Raw genomic sequence first — 21,851 nt, forward strand, 5'->3', positions numbered from 1 at the left:
GCTCGCCTCCTAAGCACCGATCCCTAAGCGCCTACCATTTAGCGCCGACCTATTCAGCCGTTGCCAGCAGGCTGGCGTTGCCACCCGCCGCGGTTGTGTCTATGCACAGATGGCGTTCCACCACGTAGCGATCCGGCGAGATGGTCTGGGTCTCGAGCGATACGATGGCACCGTCGCGCTTGGCCAGCGCCATCCGCAGTTCACGAGTCCAGTCGCTGGCGCCAGCGGCGGCGACCGCTGCAATGCCTTTGACTTCGCTCAGTGTCTCGGCTGAAACGCTTCTATCAAGCCCAGCCACCGGTGCGCCGGCATCGGTCAGTGGCTTCACGGCTTGCTCGGCACCTGATGCGACTACGACAGCGGCACAGCCCGCGCCTAGGGCCTGTGCTGCTTGAGCAACAGCGATATCCAGCGTCGGCCCTAGGCACAGAACCACTCCCTTGGGGTACATTGCCAGGCGGTTGCTTTCACCTGTCGGTCCCGGCAGTGTCTGTGGAGTCATGTCCAACGCTGCTGTTTCGGCAAGTGCCTTGCGGATCACGCCGCCTTTGCCGGAGAGCGCCTTGCGCAGTACCTCGATGCGATTGGGTCGTACCGCCCAGTTACGCGCATCCAGCCCGTCTATGGTCGATTGGAGATCGCCGAGTGATACGGCTTTTCCCTCCGGCGTCTCGTGGCGCTCGGCGTCAGCGGTGCGGCGGAAGCGATTGACGTAGAGCGGGCCGCCAGCCTTAGGCCCGGTACCTGAGAGGCCCTCGCCGCCGAACGGCTGAGAGCCAACGATGGCACCGATCTGGTTACGGTTGACGTAGACGTTGCCGACATGGATGCGCTCGACGATCTGCTGCACGCGGTCGTCGATGCGGGTATGCAGGCCGAAGGTCAGCCCGTAGCCCTTGCCATTGATGTCGTCGACGACCTTGTCGATATCCCGCGCCTTGAAGGTGGCCACGTGCAGCACCGGACCGAAGATTTCACGTTCGAGATCTTCAATGCCTCCAACCTCGATCACCGCCGGGGTGACAAAGGTACCGGTGTCCGGTGCAGACAGTTTCTTCAGCACTTTGCCAGCTTTCTCATTCGACGCCACGTAGTCGCTGATTTCCTGTTGGGCATCGGCGTCGATCACTGGCGAGACGTCGGTATCGGTGTTCCAGGGGTCGCCAATGGTGAGCGCGTCCATGGCGCCATAGAGCATGTTGAGCAACCGGTCGCGGGCCTCTTCCTGGACATACAGCATGCGCAGTGCCGAACAGCGCTGGCCAGCCGACTGGAAGGAGGAGATCAGGATATCGCGCACCGCTTGCTCGGTCAGCGCCGTGGAGTCCACGATCATGGAGTTCAGACCACCGGTCTCGGCGATCAGTACGGCGTCGGGGCCTGCGTTGTCCGCCAGAGCCTTGTGGATGATCTGTGCCACCGGGGTCGAGCCGGTGAAGCAGACGCCAGCGATACGTGGATCGCTGGTTAGCGGGCCGCCCACCGTTGGGCCGTCGCCAGGAAGCAACTGTAGTGCCGCTTCCGGTAGGCCAGCCTCACGCATCAGCTCGACGGCGCGGGCGGCGATCAGGGGCGTCTGCTCGGCGGGCTTGGCGAGCACCGCGTTGCCAGCAACCAAGGCGGCAGCGATCTGGCCGGTGGTGATGGCCAGGGGAAAGTTCCACGGGCTGATGCAGACGAAGATGCCGCGGGCGCTGCCGGGCTCTTCCGCTTCCAGCCGCTCGCCCTCGTTGGCGTAATAACGCAGGAAATCCACCGCTTCGCGCACTTCGGCAATACCATCGAACATCATCTTGCCCGCTTCGCGGGTGGCGATCACGGTCAGCTCGGCAATGTGTTCCTCGTAGAGGTCGGCGGTGCGTCGGAGTACCGCGGCGCGTTCGGCGGCCGGGCGCGCCGACCACTCTTTGAAGCCTTGCTCGGCGGCGTCGAGGGCAGTGGCGACCTCTTCCGGGGTGGTTTCATGCACCTTGCCGATCACCCGAGAGCCGTCGGCGGGGGAGACGGCATCGCGCGCCGGGCCCTGGGGAGCGGGGCTGCCCACCAGCATGGGGCCTGCGGTCCAGGTGGCGTCGGCAAATGCTTCGCGGGCATTGAGCAGCGGCAAAATCGAAGCGGGTTCGTTGATGCGGTAGCCCTTGGAATTCTTGCGGTCGGGCTCAAACAGCTCGCTGGGCTGGCGGATCAACGGGCTTGAAACGTCGTTGCCGAGTTGCTTAAACCCTTCAATGGGATCTTTTGAGACCTCGCTGGGCGGAATCGAGCTATCCACCACCTGGTTGACGAACGAGGAGTTTGCGCCGTTCTCCAGCAGGCGGCGTACCAGATAGGCCAGCAGGTCGCGGTGCGCGCCGACCGGGGCGTAGATGCGACAGTGCGTGCCCTCTGACTCTTTAACGATGTGGTGCAGCGATTCGCCCATGCCATGCAGGCGCTGGAACTCGTAGCTGTCCTTATCGTCGCCCGCCATCTCCGCTACAGCGGCACAGGTATGAGCATTGTGGGTAGCGAACTGAGGATAAATACGGTCGCGCCGGTCGAGCAGCATTTGCGCGCAGGCCATGTAGCTGACATCGGTGTTGACCTTGCGGGTGAAGACCGGGAAGGTCTTCACCCCCATCTCCTGGGAGAGCTTGATCTCGGTATCCCAGTAGGCGCCCTTAACCAGCCGCACCATAATCTTGCGGTTAAACCGCTCGGCCAGCTCGTAGAGTGTCTCTATCATCGGCGCGGCGCGGCGCCCGTAGGCTTGCACGACCACCCCGAAGCCGTCCCATCCATCAAGACTGGGGTCGGCCATTAGAGCCTCAATCACGTCGAGGGAGAGATCCAACCGATCCTGTTCTTCGGCATCGATATTGAAACCGATATTGGCCTTGGCTGCCTGCTGCACTAGTTCCTTGGCGCGCGGTACCAGTTCTGCCATCACCGTGTCGCGGTGGGTGTATTCATAGCGCGGGTGCAGCGCCGAGAGCTTTACTGAGATGCCGGGGCTTCCGCGCACGTCGCCCTTGGCCTGCTCGGCAATCGCGGTGATCGCCTCTGAATAAGCTTGGTGATAGCGGACGGCATCTTCGTCGGTGCGTGCCGCTTCACCCAGCATATCGTAGGAGTAGGTATAGCCCTGTTTCTCCAGTTCGCGGGCATTCTTCATGCCTTCTTCGATGGTCTGGCCAAGCACGAACTGGCGGCCGAGAATCTTCATCGACTGGCCAACCGCCTTGCGTACCACCGGCTCGCCCATCCGGCGCACCAGGCCGCGCAGCGCTCGGGTCGGGCCCTTGGGGTCTTCTTCCAACACCTTACCGGTCAGCAGCAGTGCCCAGGTAGAGGCATTGACCATTGATGACGAGGACTTACCCAGGTGGGCGCCCCAGTCGGAGGGCTCGATCTTGTCGTGGATCAGGTCGTCGATGGTTTCTGCATCGGGCACGCGCAGTAGCGCTTCTGCCAGACACATCAGGCCAACGCCCTCAGTGGTCGAGAGCCCGTACTCGGCAAGGAACGCCTCCATCATCGAGGGCGACCTTTCCTTGCGCACACGCTCCACGTAGTTGGCGCCAACGGCGGCGACCTTCTTGCGGTCATCCTCCGACAGCTTGATACGCTCGACCAGCCCGTGCAGCACATCTGCCTCGTTGGCGTCGTAGTTGGTGCGAATGCGTGAGCGTAGATCACTCACGTCGCTATGCAGATGGTCGTTCATACAGGGTCTCTCCTTGCTAGCCGACACTAAGGCGTTGCTGCGTCGGTTAGGGTGTAGTCATACTTTTTGCAGTCAACACAAAATAACTAACCTAAAGAGGGCTCCCGCGGGAGCCCTCTTGATACGCTCAATGTGGCTGAGCGCTTACTTGCGTTCGATATGCTGATATTCACCGGCATCGTCAGTCGCATTGCTGACTACGATGATGGCGATGAAGGACGCGATGAAGCCAGGAATAATCTCGTACACGCCAGGACCACCCAGGAATTCACCGTTCCAGCCCAGTGAGATCCAGATCATAACGGTGAGAGCACCCACGACCATGCCTGCGATGGCGCCATTGCCATTGGTGCGTGACCACATCAACGACAAGATAATCAACGGGCCAAACGCGGCGCCGAAGCCTGCCCAAGCGTTACTGACCAGCCCCAGAACCTGGGAGTTTTCGTCAGAGGCAATAACCGCTGCCACAATACCCACAAGTACTACACAGACACGGCCTACGGCGACACACTGCGCTTCCGTTGCGTTCTTGTGCAGGAACAGGCGATAGAAGTCTTCGGTTAGTGACGAAGAGGCCACCAGAAGCTGGCTTGAAACGGTGCTCATAACCGCTGCAAGCAACGCCGCATAGAGGAAGCCGGTAATCAACGGATGGAACAGTAGGTCTGCCAGGATGATAAAGATCGTTTCCGGATCTTGGACATCAATACCGTTGCGGATCGCATAGGCCCGGCCGAAGATGCCCAAAGAAACGGCACCAATCAGCGAGATGAGCATCCAGCCCATGCCAATGTTGCGGGCAATGGGCACATCCTTGAGTGTGCGGATCGCCATGAAGCGCACAATGATGTGCGGCTGACCGAAATAACCCAGGCCCCAGGTCACAGCCGACAGCCACCCGATGAAGGTCAGCCCCGACGTCCAGGAAAGCAGGGTGGGATCGACTTCATTCAGGGTCTGTGTTGCCTGCGATAAGCCGCCGCCACCTTCGCCAAACAGCACCACCGCTGGCATGATCACCAACGCTAGCATCATGATGCAGCCTTGCACGAAGTCCGTCATGCTCACTGCCAGGAAGCCGCCGACAACCGTATAAATAAGCACCACGCCCAGGGTGATCATGACCCCCATGGCGTAGTTGCTCATATCGCCGAAGTTGTAAATGCCAGTAAACGCGCTTTCAAACAGCTTGCCGCCTGCCACTAGGCCTGACGCGGTATAGACTGCGAAAAAGATCACGATGACGACAGCGGAGACTGTCCGCAGTGACATTGACCGCGTTGGGAAGCGGTTTGCCAGGAAAGCCGGAATGGTGATCGCGTTGCCGTAGTGAACCGTCTGTTCACGTAGACGAGGGGCGACTAGAATCCAGTTGAATAACGCCCCCACGAGCAAACCAATACCGATCCACGCCGAGCCTAAACCCGAGACGAACATTGCACCGGGCAAGCCCAGCAGCAACCAGCCGCTCATATCTGACGCACCGGCCGACAGGGCCGCTACTTTTGGGCTGAGGGTACGACCACCCAGCATGTAATCTTCAGAGGAAGAGGTGGATTTGCGCATCGCATAAATACCGATGGCAACCATTAGCGCAAAGTACGCAATGAGACTGATCCAAACACCTATAGCCATGTAACTTCTCCAATTATTCAGGACGGAGCTAGCTCCGACAGGTTAGTGCGCATACCGAGAAGAGTACGGTAGTGGCGCAGTCTTGTTGTTGTTAGCCCCTTTTCATATCCATGTTATTGGCCCTGGTGAGCCCGCTATAGATGAAGACAGAAAGGTCTGTGGTGCCTTTGTATGTAACGATCCCTATATTATTTTCGACCATGAGATAGTTTCCTGTTCAGGAGTTCAGGTTAGTGATGTTGATGAGTAGCTCACTCATCGCCTAGCGCCAACAGCGACGCATTCCCGCCTAAGGCGGCGGTGTTATTCGTAATCGTTTTCTCGGTGACAAAGCGCTGCAGATAGTGAGGGCCACCGGCTTTTGGGCCAGTGCCTGAAAGGCCTTGACCACCAAACGGCTGCACGCCCACCACTGCACCGATGATATTACGGTTGATGTACACGTTACCCACGCGCATTTTCTGGGCGACTTCAGCGGCAAACGATTCGTTGCGGCTGTGCACGCCAAACGTCAGGCCGTAGTTGCGACCGTTGATGTCGTTGATGACCTTATCAAGCTGGCTAGATTTGTAGCGCACGATATGCAGGATTGGCCCGAACTGCTCGCGGGTCAGCGCATCGATGCTGTCGATAATGAAAGCGACGGGGGCCACGAAAGTACCCTCCTGGGTATGCTCAGCGGCCATTGGCGTTTCAGCGACAAGGCGATTTTCAGCCTTAAGTTTTTCGATATGCTCCAGCAGGCCTTTGCGGGCGTCTTCGTCGATGACAGGACCAACATCGGTTCCCAGTTCGCGGGGGTCGCCAATGTGTAGCTCGTTCATGGCGCCTTTGAGAATCTCGATCACTCGGTCGGCAACATCGTCTTGCAGATACAGTACGCGCAGTGCCGAACAGCGCTGGCCGGCGCTCTGGAAGGCTGACTGAACCACATCCACCACGACCTGCTCGGGCAGGGCAGTGGAGTCGACAATCATGGCGTTCATGCCGCCGGTTTCGGCGATTAACGTGGGCAGCGGGGCGTTCTCCCTTGCCGCCAGGGCGCGGTTGATAATTTGTGCGGTGTCAGTGCCACCCGTAAAGACCACGCCGGTAATCCGCGAGTCGGAGGTCAACACGCTGCCTACCGTCGGGCCATCGCCGGGCAGTAGCTGAACCACATCCCGGGGCATACCGGCTTCGTAGAGCAGCTCTATGACCCGGTGGGCAATAATGGAGGTCTGCTCCGCCGGTTTGGCCAGTACGGTGTTACCCGCCACTGCCGCGGCCACTACCTGGCCACAGAAAATTGCCACTGGAAAGTTCCAGGGGCTAATCGCCGCGAATACGCCTTTGCCGCCCATCATCAAGCGGTTGGATTCGCCGGTGGGGCCGGGCAGCACAATCGCTTCGCCAAAGTCCTCTTCTGCGCGCATGGCATAGAAGCGGCAGAAGTCGACGGCTTCTCTGATCTCATCGACGCCATCGGTAAGTAGCTTGCCACCTTCCCGGGAGCAGAGTGCCATTAGTTCCGCCATATGCTCTTCCATCAAATCGCCCAAGCGACGCACGATAGCGGCACGTTCAGCCACGGGCGTAGCATCCCAGCGGGGGAAGGCGGCCCAGGCAGCATCCAGGGCCTGGGTTGCCTGCTCTTTGCTGGTCCACTGCACGCTGCCCACAGTTTTGCGGCGGTCATAAGGGCTGGTGACGCTATGGGTATTAGCTGTGTCGTCTGCGACTTCAAAGGCCAGCAGCGGCTTGGCCGGGTACTGCTTGCCCATAAACGCGGCCATCTTCTCCATCAGCGGGTAGTAGTGGCTGCGAATGTTCAGGTTGACCCCGCGAGAGTTGCGTCGTTTAGGGCCGTAAATATCCTTGGGCAGTGGAATGTTCGCATTGGCCAGGTTTTTCTGCTGGCGCAGGGTCTCAATCGGGTGCTGACACAGTGACTTGACCGGTACATCCGGGTCGACCAACTGGTGAACAAACGATGAGTTGGCACCGTTCTCAAGCAGGCGACGAACCAGGTAGGGCAGCAGGTCTTTATGTGCTCCCACCGGGGCATAAATGCGGCAGTAGGTGCCTTTCGGTGCGCGCTCAAGCGCGGCGTCATAAAGGGCTTCACCCATGCCGTGTAGGCGTTGAAATTCGAATGGACGGCTGTCGCGGTTGGCGAACTCCAGGATCGTCGTCACCGTGTGAGCGTTGTGGGTCGCGAACTGAGGGAAAATACGCCCACGGGTATCGTTAGAAAGCAGGAACTGTGCACAGGCGAGGTAGGCAACATCGGTGCCCGCTTTACGGGTAAACACTGGGTAGCCGTCAACCCCGAGCTGCTGGGACTCTTTGATTTCAGTATCCCAATAGGCGCCTTTGACCAAGCGTAGCGGAATCTCATCCCCCTGCTGGTCGGCCAAACGATTGATGTAGTGCAGCACCGGCAGGGCGCGCTTGGAGTAAGCCTGGACGACCAAGCCAAAGTGCCCCCAGCCTTTGGCGGCTGCGCTTTCGTAAACCGCGCGGAAGACCTCTAGGGAAATCTCAAGGCGATCAACCTCTTCAGCGTCAATCGTAACGGCCACATCCAGCTCGCGCGCCTTGCTCACTAGCTTGATAATGGTGTCGACCAGCTCGGCTAGCACCTGCTCGCGGCGGCCAAACTCATAACGGGGGTGGAGCGCAGAGAGCTTGATGGAGACCGACGGCGCCGGGGTCTTATCGCTTAAGGTTTTGCAGGTTTTTCCCACTTGTTCGATCGCGCGTGCGTAGTCGTCAAAATAGCGCTGCGCGTCGTCCTGGGTGCGCGCAGCTTCACCCAGCATATCGTAAGAGTAGGTGTAGCCTTTATTGAACAGTGGCTTGGAGCGCTTGAGGGCTTCATTGATATCGCGGCCCAGCACAAACTGCTTGCCCATGATCTTCATCGCTTCGTACATGGCGCGGCGAATAACCGGCTCGCCCATGCGATTGACCATGCGATTAATAAAGCTGGCGGGCTGACCCTCTTTGGGGTGATCCATTTTCAGCACACGTCCAGTCATCAATAAGCCCCAGGTAGAGGCATTGACCATCCAGGATTCGCTCTTACCTAGGTGAGACTGCCAATCGGCGGGGCCGAGTTTGTCCTCGATCAAGGCGTCGGCGGTGGCTTTATCGGGGATGCGCAGCATAGCTTCCGCAAGGCACATCAGCATCAGGCCTTCATGGGTATCCAGGCTGTACTGCTGTAACAGTTCGTCGATGGTATCGACAGCCGTGTCCATCTTACGGACGTCCTCAACCAGCGCAGCGGTATTGGCTTCAATGCGGGCGAAATCTTCGCGGTTGGCATTCAGCACCTCGATCAGTTCACTGACGTAACTATTTTCGTCCACTAGGTAGTGGTCGCTAACGCGCGCCATGAGGGTGTCGAGATCGGTTTGCCAGATGGCAGGGTCACGCATGTGGTTGGCATTGAGCATTGAAGCCCCCGAAAGTCTGAACAGAACAAATGGGTAACAGGGCATTTCGCCCAAGCAAATAAGCGAATGTAGAGTGCAGCTACCTTTGGTGTATGTTGATTTCAGGGCAAAACGTGTCAATTCCGCGGCAAGAGTAGCCTTTATACGACTTTAGTAGAGTTTTTACTGGCCTGCTACTGACCCTAAAGCAGCGTTTGATGGGTTAATCGAGATCGGTGGTACATCTGTCTGGCGTAATTTCCGCGGCGATAATCCGTAACTGCGGCGAAATGCATGAGAGAGCGCGCTTTGGTTGGCAAAGCCGGTTTGAATCGCAATATCGGTGAGGGGCAAGCGGCTTTGCAGGATCAGTTGACGGGCCGCATGTAGACGTTGGCGCTTGACGTACTGCCAGGGCGAAAGCCCCGTTTGAGCGCGGAAGCAGTCGGAAAAATGCGCTTCGCTTAGACAAGCTAGCCGCGCTAAATCGGCGACGCGCAGGTCTTCGGCGAGATGTTGACGAATAAAGCGGTTAATACGCGTCAAATCCAAGCGCTGCTGCGTACTGTTGGCGGTAGTACCTAGGCGCGCTTTTAGTGAACCCAAAAGCGTGGCGGCTAAACGGTCTTGCTGAAAGGAGTTTGTCGATGTATCCAACCCTTGAGCAAGTTCGCTCTGCATAAACGCTAGGTAGTGGCGTAGTGCGTTATCCAGGCCAAAAAAGCGTGGGGCATCGAATAGTGCTACCAGTTCGCGGTTCTCACCGGTTAGCGCAGGGGCGTCTTCGGGAAGATCGAAAATTAACTGCCGGTTATGGCCGTAACCTGAGTAGTAGTGCTCGTGGTTAGCGGGCACGATACAGCCCGAGAATGCATTTACTCGCCCACCCAAGCCTTCAATTTCAAATTCTGAAGAGCCGCATAGCGTAATCACAATCTGATGAAAATCATGTGTGTGGTGATGTGTAGCGCTAGCTAGAGGTATTTGTCGAATGGTACTGGGCATGCAGTTCTCCTGAATTGCATTAGGTCTCCTGAACCGCAATACGCCTTCAAAACACAACAGCTACTGCTGGCGAAGGGCAGTGTGGGCGGATAAATGGTCGCGAAGGGCCTGAAGCTCTGCCTGTCCCTCTTGATTGAGCAACGGCTTGCCCTGGGCAACCATCCAGCGGCGGCCGTGCTGTTCCATCAGGTGTGCGGCACGGCGTCTGATGCCGTCCAAGTACTCGTTGTGCCGAATAGGGTAACCGATTATCGCGTTCCACTCGGTTTCGCTCACTTGGCTGCTGAGCGCTTTATCAAACAGCGCCAGTAAATCTTTAGGCTCAGTACGGTAACGTGGGGTGCTTGACGTCATCAGCACCAGCATTACCGCACCAATCACGAGTAAGCAGACTCCAAACACTAATAAATACAGCGCCATTCGCTCTGCTCCTGGGCGTCGTCCGTTAATAAATAGCTACGTTATTATACGCTTGGCGCCGCTAGGGTCGAAAATTTTACTTTTTTGCGAACTTTTACTTCATAGCGTGTCTGAGTATGTACAGGCAGCATCGCGATAGCAGTCGCTAAAGTTGTTGTCCTGGCTCTTTGTTTTGATCCCTTGCTTCCGCTACTTCTTGAGTAGCGGCTTTTTTTTGTCTAAAGCTCAACTGTTCTTCGACACCTGATTTGAAACCGTTAAGCACTCTGCTAGTGGCGACGTATAGCCAGCAGCGCTACCAGGATATCACGTCGTGTCACAATTCCTATTAGACGCTGCTGTTCCACTACTGGGTAGACTTTGGGTTTAGGGCCTAGCATCTCCTGGGCTAGGTCGGTAATGCTTTTATTGGGAGAGACGCTGAGCACTTCGTGGCGCATCATCTCTTTCACCAGGGGCGCTTCATCGTCATGATAAATGCTGTCCAGCACACGTCCCATGACATCCTGCTCCGAAATAAAGCCGATTAAACGATCACTCTCATCCACAACCGGTGCGCCAGGCAGGCGATGCAGTGCCAGCCCCTTGGCCAAGGTTGTTATCGAGGCGTTGGGTGAAACGCGGTAGCAATCACGGGACATGATATCGCGGACGATGCTAGGGGTTGCTCTATTCATGGTGGGCGCTCCTCGCTCATCGTATTCAGCGCTATGGCAAATCGGGTATCGCAAATTATGCGAACTGATAAGTCGTCGCTAAGTGCTAAAGTAGCTTCAACACTTTCACTGTAGGCGATTTAAGCCGCTGTGTTCTAACTGCAAGCCGTGTTTTTTCAACGCTATAAGTACTGAATTTTCTAAGCTGTTAATTTTCTAACTGCTCAAATGACCTGCAAGTTAACGAAATAAGGAGCTACTCATGGATGCACGTGAGTACTTAAACCGCAAAGGGGTAGGGCTCGACCGCGACCCTGACCGGCCAAATACCTTGGAAGAGAAGGCCTGGGAGCGTGCGCGGGGTTCCGGTCACCAGCGGCCAAAATCGGGGACGCCTCACGACTGGGAGGATTGGGAGCGTTATCACGATGACCTGGCAGAAGGGGCTGAAACCCTAGAGCAAAAAATTGATAAAGAAGCCCACCGACTTGCCCAGGAGCGGGCAGCTAAGGCCGCGGCTGAACCAGCCTCCAGCTCAGTGGAGCACTTCACTCCGACGCCTAACGTTGATCCAGCGCCTGCCGAAGCCGCGTCTGCCAAAGCCACGCCGCCTAAAGCGACGCCCTTAGAGCAAGCGGAACAAACTGTCCCAGAGCCTGGAGCGTTAAAATTCGCCTACTATGCTCTTGCGTTACTATTGCCGCCGCTGGCGGTAGGGCTAACTGATGGTGGTCGTAAGCGAGTAGGGGTAGCTGTGTTGCTAACCCTAGCGGGCTGGCTGCCCGGTGTCGTGTATGCTTTTTGGTGGTTGCAGCAGCGTTAACTAAAGACCCTTGCAGACGTTAACTACTTGGCAGCCTGATCTAGGTGCGTATAATCCCGGTAAACTAATTTACAAGTCGGGGTTTACGATGGGTTATTTGATAGGCGTCACGGCGCTATGGGCGTTCTCATTTTCGCTGATAGGCGTCTACTTGGCGGGCCAGGTCGACAGCTACTTTGCAGTACTTTTGCGGGTAACGCTTGCTACCCTGGTCTTCCTGCCTTTTTTAAGACCCAGCCTTCTGCGGGGTAAGCACCGGCTGGCGCTTATGGGCTTAGGTGCTATACAGCTGGGAGTAATGTACACCTTCTTCTATCAATCCTTTCTGCTGCTGTCGGTACCTGAAGTGCTGCTGTTTACTATCTTCACGCCTATTTATATCGCGCTACTGGATGATCTGCTGTTTGGGCGTTTTACGCCGATTTATATCGTGACTGCACTGCTCGCCGTCGTTGGGGCGGGGGTGATTCGCTATGACGGCGTTGATAGCGGTTTCTGGGCAGGCTTTTTAGTTGTGCAGGGGGCCAACCTCTGTTTCGCGCTTGGTCAGGTAGGCTATCGCCGTTTAGCCGCTGATTTGCCACCTACCCTGGCGTGGCACAACGTGTTTGGTTGGTTCTTTATTGGCGCGATGGTCGTGGCCCTGCCTGCTTATTTACTCTTTGGTAACAGCGCAGCACTGCCTACCACGTCACTACAGTGGGGCGTGCTCGCATGGTTGGGCCTAGTGGCTTCTGGCGTGGGCTATTTTGCCTGGAACCAGGGCGCCACCAAAGTAGATGCAGGCACTTTAGCGATTATGAATAATGCGCTGGTGCCGGCGGGGCTAATCGTCAATCTAGTGATTTGGAACCGCGATGCGGATATTCCGCGTTTGCTGTTGGGGGCACTTATCATGGCCGCCTCCCTATGGCTCAATCACTGGTGGTGCCAGCGTCGTCGGGTAGCCGTTAGCTAAGCCTATTTGCCCGATAGCTGAGGTGTCCCCATAATGGCGACTTATGTTAGCGAGAGTCGGCCCATGAGCAACACCTTATCAGCAGACGCTAAGTCAGCGCCCTCCAGCGATCAATCAAGCAGAACCTTTAAAACTATTGGGCTGATTGGTCGGCTGGGGAGTGACAAAGTGGTCGACTCCCTTCAGCGGTTGGTAACCTACCTAGTCGCCCATGACTACTCGGTATTAGTGGAAGATCGCACCGCTACTGTCATACCGCACCATGGTCAGCCGGAAGCCAGCCGCCGCATGCTGGGCGAGCTGTGTGACTTGGTGATTGTGGTAGGGGGCGATGGCAGTCTATTGGGCGCGGCGCGTGCGCTATGCCGCAGCGGTACGCTGATTTTAGGCGTTAATCGGGGCCGCTTGGGGTTTCTTACCGATATCTCCCCAGATGAGTTGGAAACCCGCGTCAGTGAAGTGCTGGCGGGGGAGTTTGAGGTTGAACAGCGTTTTTTGCTCGATACTGTGCTCTACCGTAATGGCGTTGCCGTAGGTAATGGCGATGCCTTGAACGAAGTCGTGCTGCACCCCGGTAAAGCGGTGCGCATGATAGAGTTTGAGCTGTTTATCGATGGTCAGTTTGTGTATAGCCAGCGCAGCGATGGCTTGATCGTTGCCACTCCCACCGGTTCTACGGCCTATGCGCTCTCTGGCGGCGGGCCGATCATGCACCCCAAACTGGATGTTGTGACGCTGGTGCCGATGTTCCCGCATACGCTGTCGAGTCGCCCCATTGTGATCGATGCCGCTAGTGAAATACGTATTCACATTGGCGAAACCAACCAGTCCTACCCGCATATCAGCTGCGATGGACAAACTCGAGCGGTAGCCAAGCCCAACGATGTGCTGGTGATTACCCGCAAGCCTGAGCGTATCCAGCTGGTGCACCCCATCGGGCATAATTTTTACGAAGTGCTGCGCAGCAAATTAGGCTGGAGCCATCGGTTGGGGGATTGAGTATGGAGGGATACGACCTCATTGGCGATGTCCACGGCTGCGGTGCTACGCTGGCCTCACTACTGGAAAAATTGGGTTACCACCAGCGCAACGGCGTCTATCGCCACCCGCGTCGCAAAGTGATTTTCCTCGGTGATTTGATTGATCGTGGCCCGAGAATTCGCCTGGCAGTGACCATTGCCCGGCGAATGGTCGAGCAGGGCGAAGCGTATATCGTCATGGGTAATCACGAGTATAACGCCCTGGCGTATACCCATCCTGGGCCTGCAGGTAGCCACAAACGCTGGTTGCGCGAACATACGCCGCGGCATAATCGTATTATTCAGGACACCCTAGAGCAGTATCGCGACTACACCAACGAGTGGGAAGACACCCTGGCGTGGTTTAAAACCATCCCTTTGTGCTTGGAAATCGATGGTATCCGCGTGGTGCATGCCTGCTGGGATGAGGCGCTGATTGAAGAGCTGAAACAGCGCCGCCCTGATTACTGCATGGACACACAGTTTCTGATTGAGTCCACCAACTCCCAAACCCAGGCGTTTCGAATTTTAGACCGCCTCACCCGGGGCCCTCATGTCTCACTACCCAAAGGTATTGCGATACACTCTGGCGATGGCTTTACAAGACAAAGCTTTCGCGCCCACTTTTGGGCCCAGGCACCTCAGCAGTGGGGTGATGTCGTCTTTCAACCGGATAACTTGCCCGGCGACCTTGAAACGCGCGCATTGACCCACGAAGAGCGCCAGAAACTTAGCTACTACGGGCCAGAGCAGCCGCCGTTGTTTATCGGCCACTACTGGTGTGAAGGCATACCGGCACTGCCGACACATAATATTGCCTGCCTAGATTACAGTGCCGTGAAATATGGGCGTTTAGTGGCTTATCGCTGGAGTGGTGAGAGAGTATTAAATGCCGACCATTTTGTGTGGATTAAGGTACCAAAAGAGGAAAGGGCGCTGCCCAAACCCTGGGAAATCGACTTTGATTAACAGTTGTTTCATTTTATTACATAAAATTACATATTTTTTTCAAAACGGCTGAACTAACCCTGCCGCTGGCCATCTGAGTAAGTGTTCCCTTGAATGATCCCTTGCTTTTATTCTCCGGCGGTTCCCACCGCCGGTTTTTTTTGCCTGTTTGTTGGCAACCGTGTGGTTCATTCAGTAGTTGTCTTCAATAGCTACCCGCTGCGGTCAGCATGCCGCAAGCGCTTTGATTAGAGGGATGTCATGCATCCAGTGATGCTTCTGCCCGATCACGCGGATACCAGTGAACTTCGCCAAGCACTCTGGCGCCACCGCATTGGTCACCGCATTACCGATGAAGCGGACGGCCAACTGCTATGGATAGCCGACCCACGCCAGCTTGGCGAACTTAAAGCACTGCTAGAGCGCTGGCAGCGGGGCGAACCCCTGGTGCTTCATCAGGCTGCTCAGCGCCCGCGCACCATGACCAACTTCTTGGCATCGCTAAAGCAAGTGCCGGTAACGGCGCTGATGATTGTCATTAGTCTGGTGGTATTTGCCCTGATTGGTGTTTTTGGTGACCAGTTGATTGTCACTCTAACCATCGTGCCGATAGGTATTTCAGGGGGTGAGCTGGTCTTCGGTAATCTGTCTCAAACGCTTACGTCAGGACAAGTATGGCGCTTTTTATCGCCTGCTTTTCTGCACTTTGGCTGGATGCATTTAATATTTAACCTGATGTGGGTGTGGTACTTCGGACGTCAGATTGAAGCACTCCAAGGCAGCCGTACCATGTTACTGCTGCTGATTGTGGCGGGCGTTGGCGCGAATGTGGCGCAGTACGCGACCGGCACCGTGCTATTCGGTGGCATGTCCGGGGTGGTATATGCCTTACTGGCTCACGTTTGGTTGATGTCACGCAGGGTGCCCCAAAGCGGCTTCTTTGTACCGCAAATGCTGGTGGTCTTTATGCTCGGCTGGATGGTGTTCACCATGACTGATATGGCGGGCAGCGTTGGTTTTGGCAATGTCGCTAATGAAGCACATTTGGGCGGTCTACTCGTGGGGCTTGTCACAGGCTGGTATTATTCATCCCGCCGTTTGAAAAACCGTTAAGAGGCCTGCAATGAGCGAAATGACGTTCGAAAAAATGATCAACCAGATGACCCCAGCGATTTACGAAAGCCTTAAACAGGCGGTATCGCTGCGCAAATGGCCCGACGGTCGCCGCTTAACGCCGGAACAGACCGAACTCTGCTTGGAAGCCGTCATGCGCTTTGAGGTGGAGAACAATGTGCCGGAAGAGAGTCGCGTAGGGTATTTAGAGCAGCGTACCTGCGGTGCAGCGGCTAGCGGTGCTGGCGTAACGCCTGAAATGGCGGGTTTGGCACGGGATGCCACGCGTGATTGAAGCGGCAGTACCGGGCTTTTCAGTACAGGGCTGTTTAAGCAAAATGGCGGCAGCGCTACCTGGCCACCAAGAGCAACCGGTGGTTTACCACTTGCGCGCGGGTGAGCACCGTGTTGCGCTTAACGAGCGTATCGGTGAACCGCTCAGCCTGCGTTGGACGGGAGCAATTGCCTGTACCCACTGCGGGCGAGCAACCAAGAAGAGCTTTGCCCAAGGCCACTGTTACCCCTGCTTCAAGCGGCTAGCCCAGTGCGATACCTGCATTATGAAGCCGGAAACCTGCCACTTTTTCCAAGGCACTTGCCGTGAGCCGGAGTGGGGCGAGCGGCACTGCTTCCAGCCCCATATCGTCTATTTGGCTAACTCGTCGGGGCTTAAAGTCGGCATCACTCGCAAAACCCAAATGCCTACCCGCTGGCTGGATCAAGGCGCGATCCAGGCGCTGCCGATTCTTGAAGTGGATACTCGTCAGCAGTCCGGTTTTGTCGAAATGCTGTTTAAAGAGCAGGTGGCCGACCGCACCAATTGGCGTGCGATGCTCAAGGGCGACGTCGAAACCATGGATTTAAGTGCCGAGCGTGACCGTTTGCTAACCCTGCTAGCCGATGGGTTGCACCAACTGCGCGAAACCCATGGTGCGGACGCCATTCGCTTGTTGGAACAGCCAGCGCAACATTTTCACTACCCCGTCAGCGTTTTTCCCAAAAAAGTGGTGTCGCATAACTTTGATAAACAGCCGCTGGTCGAAGGCGTGCTGCAAGGCGTCAAAGGGCAGTATTTGATCCTTGATAGTGGGGTCATTAATCTCCGCAAATTCACTGGTTATGAGATCCAGGTAAGTTGAACGGCTAGCCATAAAGGGGGGCTTTGACTAAGGTTAGGGGTGATCTGCCCCCGCCTTACGCAACGCAAGGAAGCCCCGATGCCTTGGCTTAAACTGCTTCACATTGCCGCGCTAGTGATCTGGTGCGGCTCACTGCTTTATCTGCCCGCCTTGCTTAGCCAGGCACTGCAGCTTCGCAAAGACGCGGGCTTCGCTCAGGGCACACCGCCCATGCCGCGGTTTTTTTATAACTCAGTCGCTACCCCGGCCGCTTTAGTGGCTATTGCCTCGGGCACGCTGCTATTTCTCATCCATGGTGTGTTGGGCGGCTGGCTGATCTTAAAGCTGGGTGCCGTAGTGGCCATGGTCGCCGCTCATGGCAGCTTTGGCTGGTTAATCTTGCGCCTTGAGATGGGCCACTACCGCTGGGTAAAACCCGCCAACTGGACGGCGCTATGTGTTGCGTTAGCGGGCATTATAGGTGTGCTGGGGCTTGTGTTAGCTAAGCCACTGGATTGGAGCTAACGCCGTGTCTTTTAACAGCTTAGTTTTAATCCTCAACGTCGACCCCCACGGCGTGCTCATACACCAACTGCCCACCCAACCAGCCTGCCAAAGCGATCAACGCGGCGGTGAGCAGCGATACGGCCAGCCCCCAAGGCAAAATCGCACTCGGGTCGTTGAAGCGCAGCAGCCAGTTCAGCGACGCCAACGAGAGCATCACCACCGCGACGATAGCGTGGCTCCAGCCGGTAATCAGGCGGCGAATGCGCGGCACAGTGACCAGGTCAATAATGCCTGCCGTGCTGGCAATCCAACCGCCAAATGCGCCGACACCGGCCAGCCACAAGCTGGCGCGCAACCAGAATGGGTCGCCGCTAAGCAGGAAACCGATATCGCTTGCCACCAGCGCCATCAGGGCCGCGACGGGAAAGTGAATCATCACGGGATGAAGCGGATGGCCGGCGAGAGATGCGTGGCTTTTAATCGAGCGCTGGCGAGGCTTTGCCATGATCACTTCCTGTGGGCAGAAAAAGGAATTCAAGGGATGAGGCTGATTATTCAACGCTTAACCAAGCAGCGGGTCAACTCACTTGGCACACCGCTAGCGCTGCTAGCCAGCCTGCTATTAGCCGGTTGCGCGGGGGATAAGTCTATTCTAGACCCGGCAGGCCAAGCCGCGCGAGACGTGGCGATGATTTGGTGGGTAATGCTGAGTTTTGGCACTGTGGTATTGGTGCTGGTGACTGCTTTTTGGCTGTATACCTTCAAGCGCAAGGAGGTCGTACGTACGCCTGCCGAGGAGCGAAAAATAGCGCGTCGCTGGATTATTGGCGGTGGCATTGTGCTGCCGGTGGCCAGCATTACAGCACTACTGGCCTTTGGTGTGCCCACCGGCCAGCGGCTTTTACCGTTGCCCCTGGCAGAACCGCCGGAGGTAATTGAAGTGATTGGCCACCAGTGGTGGTGGGAAGTGCGCTACCCCGGCGCAGAAGGGGGAGAGGTGGTGACTTCAAATCAGCTCATCATGCCCGCTGGTGAGCCAGTCGATTTTCACGTTACGGGTGCGGACGTTATTCACGCTTTCTGGGTGCCTCGCCTGGGCGGCAAGATCGATATGATCCCAGGGCGAGTGAACAAAATACGCTTGGAAGCGGACGAACCGGCGGTATTTGGTGCTCAGTGCGCAGAGTTCTGCGGCGCCCAACATGCCCAGATGCAACTCTATGTGGAAGCCGTCGGGCGTGACGAGTACGACGCTTGGCTGGCCGCCCGTCAAACGAAAGCATTATCGTCGCTAGCTGCAAACGATCAGCAGCATGAGCCTGCCAGGGAGGCATTTATGACCCATTGCGCGAGCTGCCACCGGGTAGCGGGACTATCCTCTGGGGAGGAGGGGCCGGATCTTTCTGATCTTGGCAGTCGGACTAGCCTAGGGGCAGGGATAATAGCCATGAAGGAGGGCGCAGTTACCCACTGGCTTAAGCACCACCAACGCTTAAAACCGGGCAACAAAATGCCGCCCCACGATGATATTGAGACGGCCACCTTGGCGTCCCTGGGGGCTTGGCTGGAGACGCTAACCCCATGACCACCATTAACCGTGAAGCGACCCCAGAAGGCGATAACATCGCAGGCCCCAACCAGTTGCACAGTGACTTGCACGATATCTGGGGCAATCCGCGTGGCTTAAAAGCCCTCACCATTGTGAATCACACCACTCTCGGCCTGCGCTTTATGGTGACCGGGATGGCGTTCTTCTTGCTCGGCGGGCTGTTAGCCATGCTGGTGCGAACCCAGCTGGCACTCCCTGATCAAGACTTTATGTCGCCGGATATCTATAGCCAAGTCACCACCATGCATGGCACGGTGATGATGTTTCTGTTCGCCATCCCCATGCTGGAAGGGTTGGCGATTTATATGATTCCCAAGATGATCGGCGCCCGAGATCTGGTCTGCCCACGGCTAACATCCCTGGGTTACTGGTGCTATCTGTTTGGCGGTATCATCCTATCGTTTAGTTTGATTCTGGAGATGGCGCCTAATAGCGGCTGGTTTATGTATACCCCGCTTAGTGGCAGCGAGTATTCACCGGGTTTGGGCTCAGATTTCTGGCTGTTAGGGATCACCTTCGTTGAGATCTCCGCGCTGTCTGCCGGGGTCGAATTGGTGGTCTCGATACTGCGTACACGCACTCAGGGCATGGCGCTGCACAAAATGCCGCTGTTTGCCTGGTATATCCTTGCCATGGCGCTGATGATCGTGGTCGGTTTCCCGCCGCTGATTCTGGGCAGTATTCTACTGGAGCTTGAGCGCGCAGTGGGGATGCCCTTTTTTGAAGTGACCGGTGGCGGTGATCCGATTCTATGGCAGCACCTATTTTGGCTGTTCGGCCATCCCGAGGTTTACATCATTTTCCTGCCTGCGGCGGGCATTGTCTCCACGCTGATACCAGTGTTTGCTGGCCGTCCGATCGTTGGTTACGGCTGGGTGGTCTTCGCCATTACCGTGACAGGCTTTATCAGTTTCGGACTATGGGTTCACCACATGTTTACCGTGGGGATTCCGCAACTGGCTCAAGCATTCTTCTCCGCGGCCAGTATGCTGGTGGCGGTACCTACCGCGATTCAGGTGTTTGTCTGGCTGGCTACGCTATGGCTGGGTAAGCCCAAAATGAAGCTTCCAATGCTATGGATCATGGGCTTCCTGATTATCTTCGTGTGTGGAGGTTTGACTGGAGTAATGCTGGCGCTGGTGCCCTTTAACTGGCAGGTGCACGATACCCACTTTGTGGTGGCGCATATGCACTATGTGTTGGTGGGGGGCATGTTCTTCCCGCTGATTGCCGGACTCTACTACTGGCTGCCGCTGTTTTCAGGGCGAATGCCTTCTGAAACCCTGGGCAAATGGGGCTTTTGGCTCACCTTTTTGGGCTTTAATGGCACTTTCTTGATCATGCACTGGACTGGCCTTTTGGGGATGCCGCGGCGGGTCTACTCTTATGAAACGGGCATGGGCTGGGATATTTTCAACCTGCTGTCATCCATGAGTAGCTTTATTATGTCGGCGGGGATTGCCATGGTGCTGCTGGATTTTGCGCTGCACTTCCGTTTTGGCAAACCCGCTAAGCATAATCCCTGGAACGCGGATACCCTGGAGTGGGCCAACAGTATGCCACCCAGCGCCTATAACTTTGTCAGCCTGCCAAAGATCGATACGCGCCACCCACTATGGGATGACCCGGATCTACCGCGCACCATGGCAGAAGGGCAACATAGCTTGGCGGTGGCTACCCATGGCCGGCGGGAGATGTGGGGCACCGACCCATTAACGGGCAAAGTGCGTGAAATCATTCACCTGCCGGGTAACTCCTGGTGGCCGCTGTTCGCCGCAATGGCATTGGCCGTGGTGTGTTTAAGCCTGCTGACGCGGCTATATCCGCTGGCGGGTATAGCCGTTGTCGTGGCCGGACTATTTCTACTGCGCTGGTCTTGGGAGAATGGTGCGCATCCAAAAGCGGCGCCAGATGCAGAGGTAGCCCCCGGTGATCCACCGCTGCACTCGCGCACCATGGATGGTCCAGGCTTATGGGCCATGTCGATCACGCTGCTGGCCAATGGTTCGTTCTTTCTCTCTTACCTGTTTGGCTGGTTCTATCTATGGACGGTGTCCCCTGAGTGGCGGATGCCTGAGACCTCACCGCTCTCCTTGGTGGGGCTGATCCTTGCCGGGGTGGCGCTAACTGCTGGCGTGGGAATTCTCGAAAAACTGGTGCGCGGTTTGCGCCAGGGTAAGGATGCGGGGCTGGCTGTGGGCATGTATTGCATCAGTGCCCTAGGCTTTGTTCAGGTTGCGATAACGCTTTGGGTGCTGTTGAGTGCAGACTTGGCGGTGACCGAAACCTCCCATGATGCGATCATTATGGTCGGGCTGGCCTATGCGCTGCTACACGGCGGTTTAGGCGCGGTGCTGACCCTGCTTCAGGGGCTGCGGGTAGGTTATGGCTATGTGGGTGCCCATGCGCCTTTCGAGCCTGCCGTGGTTGCCCAGTGGTGGCGCTATAACCTGGTGACGTTCTGGATACTCGTGGGCGCGCTTGCCGTGTTGCCGCGTGTGATAGGGAGCTAAGCTAATGTCCATCACGATGCAGCGGTTACATCTTACCCATCCCTTACATTTCGTCATTGGCTTAACGCTATGGTGTATCTGGTTCGTAGCCGTTTACGGCGGGCACGCAATAGCCTGCTCAGTTGCGCCGCCTGCTCCCGAGCAGGGCGTATTCACCCTGGTAAACGCTATGCTGCTGGTGGTTAGTATCGCGGCGATTGCGTTACTGGCGGTGCTAACAGTGGGTTGTTGCCGCATGGCTAGGCGCCATGAAGGGCGGCTGCGCTTTAATGCCACTGTTTCCGCCGGGCTGTATCTTTTCTCTACCTTAAGCGTTGTGTTTGCTGCAATGCCGATTATTGGTATTCCGCCTTGCCTGTAAGCGATGCGCTTAACAAAGAGGAAGAGCAGCTCTAT

The 21,851-nt window shown here is 56.6% G+C and carries 18 protein-coding genes; 11 read left to right on the forward strand and 7 right to left on the reverse strand.

Annotated elements, in window-relative coordinates; all coding sequences use genetic code 11:
- Positions 1 to 49: 49 nt before the first annotated feature.
- The 6 genes from putA (HZS52_RS14345) to HZS52_RS14370 form a co-directional block, all read right to left on the reverse strand.
- Entirely contained in the window at positions 50 to 3,706 is a 3,657-nt protein-coding gene (gene putA, locus HZS52_RS14345; RefSeq protein ID WP_190373019.1) for a bifunctional proline dehydrogenase/L-glutamate gamma-semialdehyde dehydrogenase PutA, read from the reverse strand.
- A gap of 144 nt (positions 3,707 to 3,850) precedes the next feature.
- Complete coding sequence (gene putP, locus HZS52_RS14350; RefSeq protein WP_009287104.1) at positions 3,851 to 5,344, reverse strand: sodium/proline symporter PutP; 1,494 nt, start codon at positions 5,342 to 5,344, stop codon at positions 3,851 to 3,853.
- Positions 5,345 to 5,595: 251 nt separating this feature from the next.
- On the reverse strand, positions 5,596 to 8,787 hold the full coding sequence (putA, locus tag HZS52_RS14355; protein WP_190373020.1) for a bifunctional proline dehydrogenase/L-glutamate gamma-semialdehyde dehydrogenase PutA: 3,192 nt from the start codon (positions 8,785 to 8,787) through the stop codon (positions 5,596 to 5,598).
- A gap of 162 nt (positions 8,788 to 8,949) precedes the next feature.
- Positions 8,950 to 9,771: an AraC family transcriptional regulator gene (locus HZS52_RS14360; protein WP_039859210.1), complete on the reverse strand. Its 822-nt coding sequence runs from the start codon at positions 9,769 to 9,771 to the stop codon at positions 8,950 to 8,952.
- Positions 9,772 to 9,831: 60 nt separating this feature from the next.
- Positions 9,832 to 10,191, reverse strand: a complete 360-nt coding sequence (locus HZS52_RS14365; RefSeq protein ID WP_022522992.1) for a hypothetical protein — start codon at positions 10,189 to 10,191, stop codon at positions 9,832 to 9,834.
- 269 nt (positions 10,192 to 10,460) lie between these two features.
- On the reverse strand, positions 10,461 to 10,868 hold the full coding sequence (locus tag HZS52_RS14370; protein ID WP_022522993.1) for a CBS domain-containing protein: 408 nt from the start codon (positions 10,866 to 10,868) through the stop codon (positions 10,461 to 10,463).
- A 241-nt stretch (positions 10,869 to 11,109) separates the two neighbouring features.
- On the opposite strand from HZS52_RS14370, the gene HZS52_RS14375 reads away from it, so the two are divergent.
- The 8 genes from HZS52_RS14375 (at position 11,110) to HZS52_RS14410 (ending at position 17,351) form a co-directional block, all read left to right on the forward strand.
- Positions 11,110 to 11,670, forward strand: a complete 561-nt coding sequence (locus tag HZS52_RS14375; RefSeq protein WP_009287102.1) for a YqaE/Pmp3 family membrane protein — start codon at positions 11,110 to 11,112, stop codon at positions 11,668 to 11,670.
- A gap of 88 nt (positions 11,671 to 11,758) precedes the next feature.
- Positions 11,759 to 12,628 carry a carboxylate/amino acid/amine transporter gene (locus tag HZS52_RS14380; protein ID WP_190373021.1) on the forward strand — a complete coding sequence of 290 codons (870 nt, stop codon included), beginning with the start codon at positions 11,759 to 11,761 and terminating at the stop codon, positions 12,626 to 12,628.
- Positions 12,629 to 12,691: 63 nt separating this feature from the next.
- Positions 12,692 to 13,627 (forward strand): NAD(+) kinase, encoded by a 936-nt coding sequence (locus HZS52_RS14385; RefSeq protein WP_039859209.1) that lies wholly within the window; start codon positions 12,692 to 12,694, stop codon positions 13,625 to 13,627.
- Between the two features lie 2 nt (positions 13,628 to 13,629).
- The gene (locus HZS52_RS14390; protein ID WP_190373022.1) at positions 13,630 to 14,616 is read left to right on the forward strand and encodes a metallophosphoesterase; all 987 of its coding nucleotides are present in this window, start codon (positions 13,630 to 13,632) and stop codon (positions 14,614 to 14,616) included.
- A gap of 240 nt (positions 14,617 to 14,856) precedes the next feature.
- The gene (locus tag HZS52_RS14395) at positions 14,857 to 15,708 is read left to right on the forward strand and encodes a rhomboid family intramembrane serine protease (RefSeq protein ID WP_009287098.1); all 852 of its coding nucleotides are present in this window, start codon (positions 14,857 to 14,859) and stop codon (positions 15,706 to 15,708) included.
- Between the two features lie 10 nt (positions 15,709 to 15,718).
- Positions 15,719 to 16,003 carry a YeaC family protein gene (locus HZS52_RS14400; RefSeq protein WP_022522996.1) on the forward strand — a complete coding sequence of 95 codons (285 nt, stop codon included), beginning with the start codon at positions 15,719 to 15,721 and terminating at the stop codon, positions 16,001 to 16,003.
- Positions 15,987 to 16,847: a DUF2797 domain-containing protein gene (locus tag HZS52_RS14405; protein ID WP_051051985.1), complete on the forward strand. Its 861-nt coding sequence runs from the start codon at positions 15,987 to 15,989 to the stop codon at positions 16,845 to 16,847. The genes HZS52_RS14400 and HZS52_RS14405 overlap by 17 nt, the downstream gene beginning before the upstream one ends.
- A gap of 78 nt (positions 16,848 to 16,925) precedes the next feature.
- Complete coding sequence (locus HZS52_RS14410) at positions 16,926 to 17,351, forward strand: CopD family protein (RefSeq protein WP_022522998.1); 426 nt, start codon at positions 16,926 to 16,928, stop codon at positions 17,349 to 17,351.
- Positions 17,352 to 17,376: 25 nt separating this feature from the next.
- Here the strand turns inward: HZS52_RS14410 and HZS52_RS14415 are convergent, their stop codons facing one another.
- Positions 17,377 to 17,838 carry a DUF2231 domain-containing protein gene (locus HZS52_RS14415; RefSeq protein WP_022522999.1) on the reverse strand — a complete coding sequence of 154 codons (462 nt, stop codon included), beginning with the start codon at positions 17,836 to 17,838 and terminating at the stop codon, positions 17,377 to 17,379.
- Between the two features lie 36 nt (positions 17,839 to 17,874).
- On the opposite strand from HZS52_RS14415, the gene coxB reads away from it, so the two are divergent.
- From coxB to HZS52_RS14430, 3 genes are read left to right on the forward strand one after another with little or no spacing between them, the layout of a single operon-like run.
- Complete coding sequence (coxB, locus tag HZS52_RS14420) at positions 17,875 to 18,918, forward strand: cytochrome c oxidase subunit II (protein ID WP_039859207.1); 1,044 nt, start codon at positions 17,875 to 17,877, stop codon at positions 18,916 to 18,918.
- The gene (gene ctaD, locus HZS52_RS14425) at positions 18,915 to 21,455 is read left to right on the forward strand and encodes a cytochrome c oxidase subunit I (protein ID WP_039859206.1); all 2,541 of its coding nucleotides are present in this window, start codon (positions 18,915 to 18,917) and stop codon (positions 21,453 to 21,455) included. The genes coxB and ctaD overlap by 4 nt, the downstream gene beginning before the upstream one ends.
- A 4-nt stretch (positions 21,456 to 21,459) precedes the next feature.
- Positions 21,460 to 21,816, forward strand: a complete 357-nt coding sequence (locus tag HZS52_RS14430) for a hypothetical protein (protein WP_051051983.1) — start codon at positions 21,460 to 21,462, stop codon at positions 21,814 to 21,816.
- The last annotated feature ends 35 nt before the right edge of the window (positions 21,817 to 21,851 follow it).

The organism is Vreelandella titanicae, from assembly GCF_014697095.1.
GTDB classification, from domain to species: Bacteria; Pseudomonadota; Gammaproteobacteria; order Pseudomonadales; family Halomonadaceae; genus Vreelandella; species Vreelandella titanicae.

Coding starts and splice junctions, on each gene's coding strand:
- putA (WP_190373019.1), bottom strand. CDS start 3,706: ATGAACGACCATCTGCATAGCGACGTGAGTGATCTACGCTCACGCATT.
- putP (WP_009287104.1), bottom strand. CDS start 5,344: ATGGCTATAGGTGTTTGGATCAGTCTCATTGCGTACTTTGCGCTAATG.
- putA (WP_190373020.1), bottom strand. CDS start 8,787: ATGCTCAATGCCAACCACATGCGTGACCCTGCCATCTGGCAAACCGAT.
- HZS52_RS14360 (WP_039859210.1), bottom strand. CDS start 9,771: ATGCCCAGTACCATTCGACAAATACCTCTAGCTAGCGCTACACATCAC.
- HZS52_RS14365 (WP_022522992.1), bottom strand. CDS start 10,191: ATGGCGCTGTATTTATTAGTGTTTGGAGTCTGCTTACTCGTGATTGGT.
- HZS52_RS14370 (WP_022522993.1), bottom strand. CDS start 10,868: ATGAATAGAGCAACCCCTAGCATCGTCCGCGATATCATGTCCCGTGAT.
- HZS52_RS14375 (WP_009287102.1), top strand. CDS start 11,110: ATGGATGCACGTGAGTACTTAAACCGCAAAGGGGTAGGGCTCGACCGC.
- HZS52_RS14380 (WP_190373021.1), top strand. CDS start 11,759: ATGGGTTATTTGATAGGCGTCACGGCGCTATGGGCGTTCTCATTTTCG.
- HZS52_RS14385 (WP_039859209.1), top strand. CDS start 12,692: ATGAGCAACACCTTATCAGCAGACGCTAAGTCAGCGCCCTCCAGCGAT.
- HZS52_RS14390 (WP_190373022.1), top strand. CDS start 13,630: ATGGAGGGATACGACCTCATTGGCGATGTCCACGGCTGCGGTGCTACG.
- HZS52_RS14395 (WP_009287098.1), top strand. CDS start 14,857: ATGCATCCAGTGATGCTTCTGCCCGATCACGCGGATACCAGTGAACTT.
- HZS52_RS14400 (WP_022522996.1), top strand. CDS start 15,719: ATGAGCGAAATGACGTTCGAAAAAATGATCAACCAGATGACCCCAGCG.
- HZS52_RS14405 (WP_051051985.1), top strand. CDS start 15,987: ATGCCACGCGTGATTGAAGCGGCAGTACCGGGCTTTTCAGTACAGGGC.
- HZS52_RS14410 (WP_022522998.1), top strand. CDS start 16,926: ATGCCTTGGCTTAAACTGCTTCACATTGCCGCGCTAGTGATCTGGTGC.
- HZS52_RS14415 (WP_022522999.1), bottom strand. CDS start 17,838: ATGGCAAAGCCTCGCCAGCGCTCGATTAAAAGCCACGCATCTCTCGCC.
- coxB (WP_039859207.1), top strand. CDS start 17,875: ATGAGGCTGATTATTCAACGCTTAACCAAGCAGCGGGTCAACTCACTT.
- ctaD (WP_039859206.1), top strand. CDS start 18,915: ATGACCACCATTAACCGTGAAGCGACCCCAGAAGGCGATAACATCGCA.
- HZS52_RS14430 (WP_051051983.1), top strand. CDS start 21,460: ATGTCCATCACGATGCAGCGGTTACATCTTACCCATCCCTTACATTTC.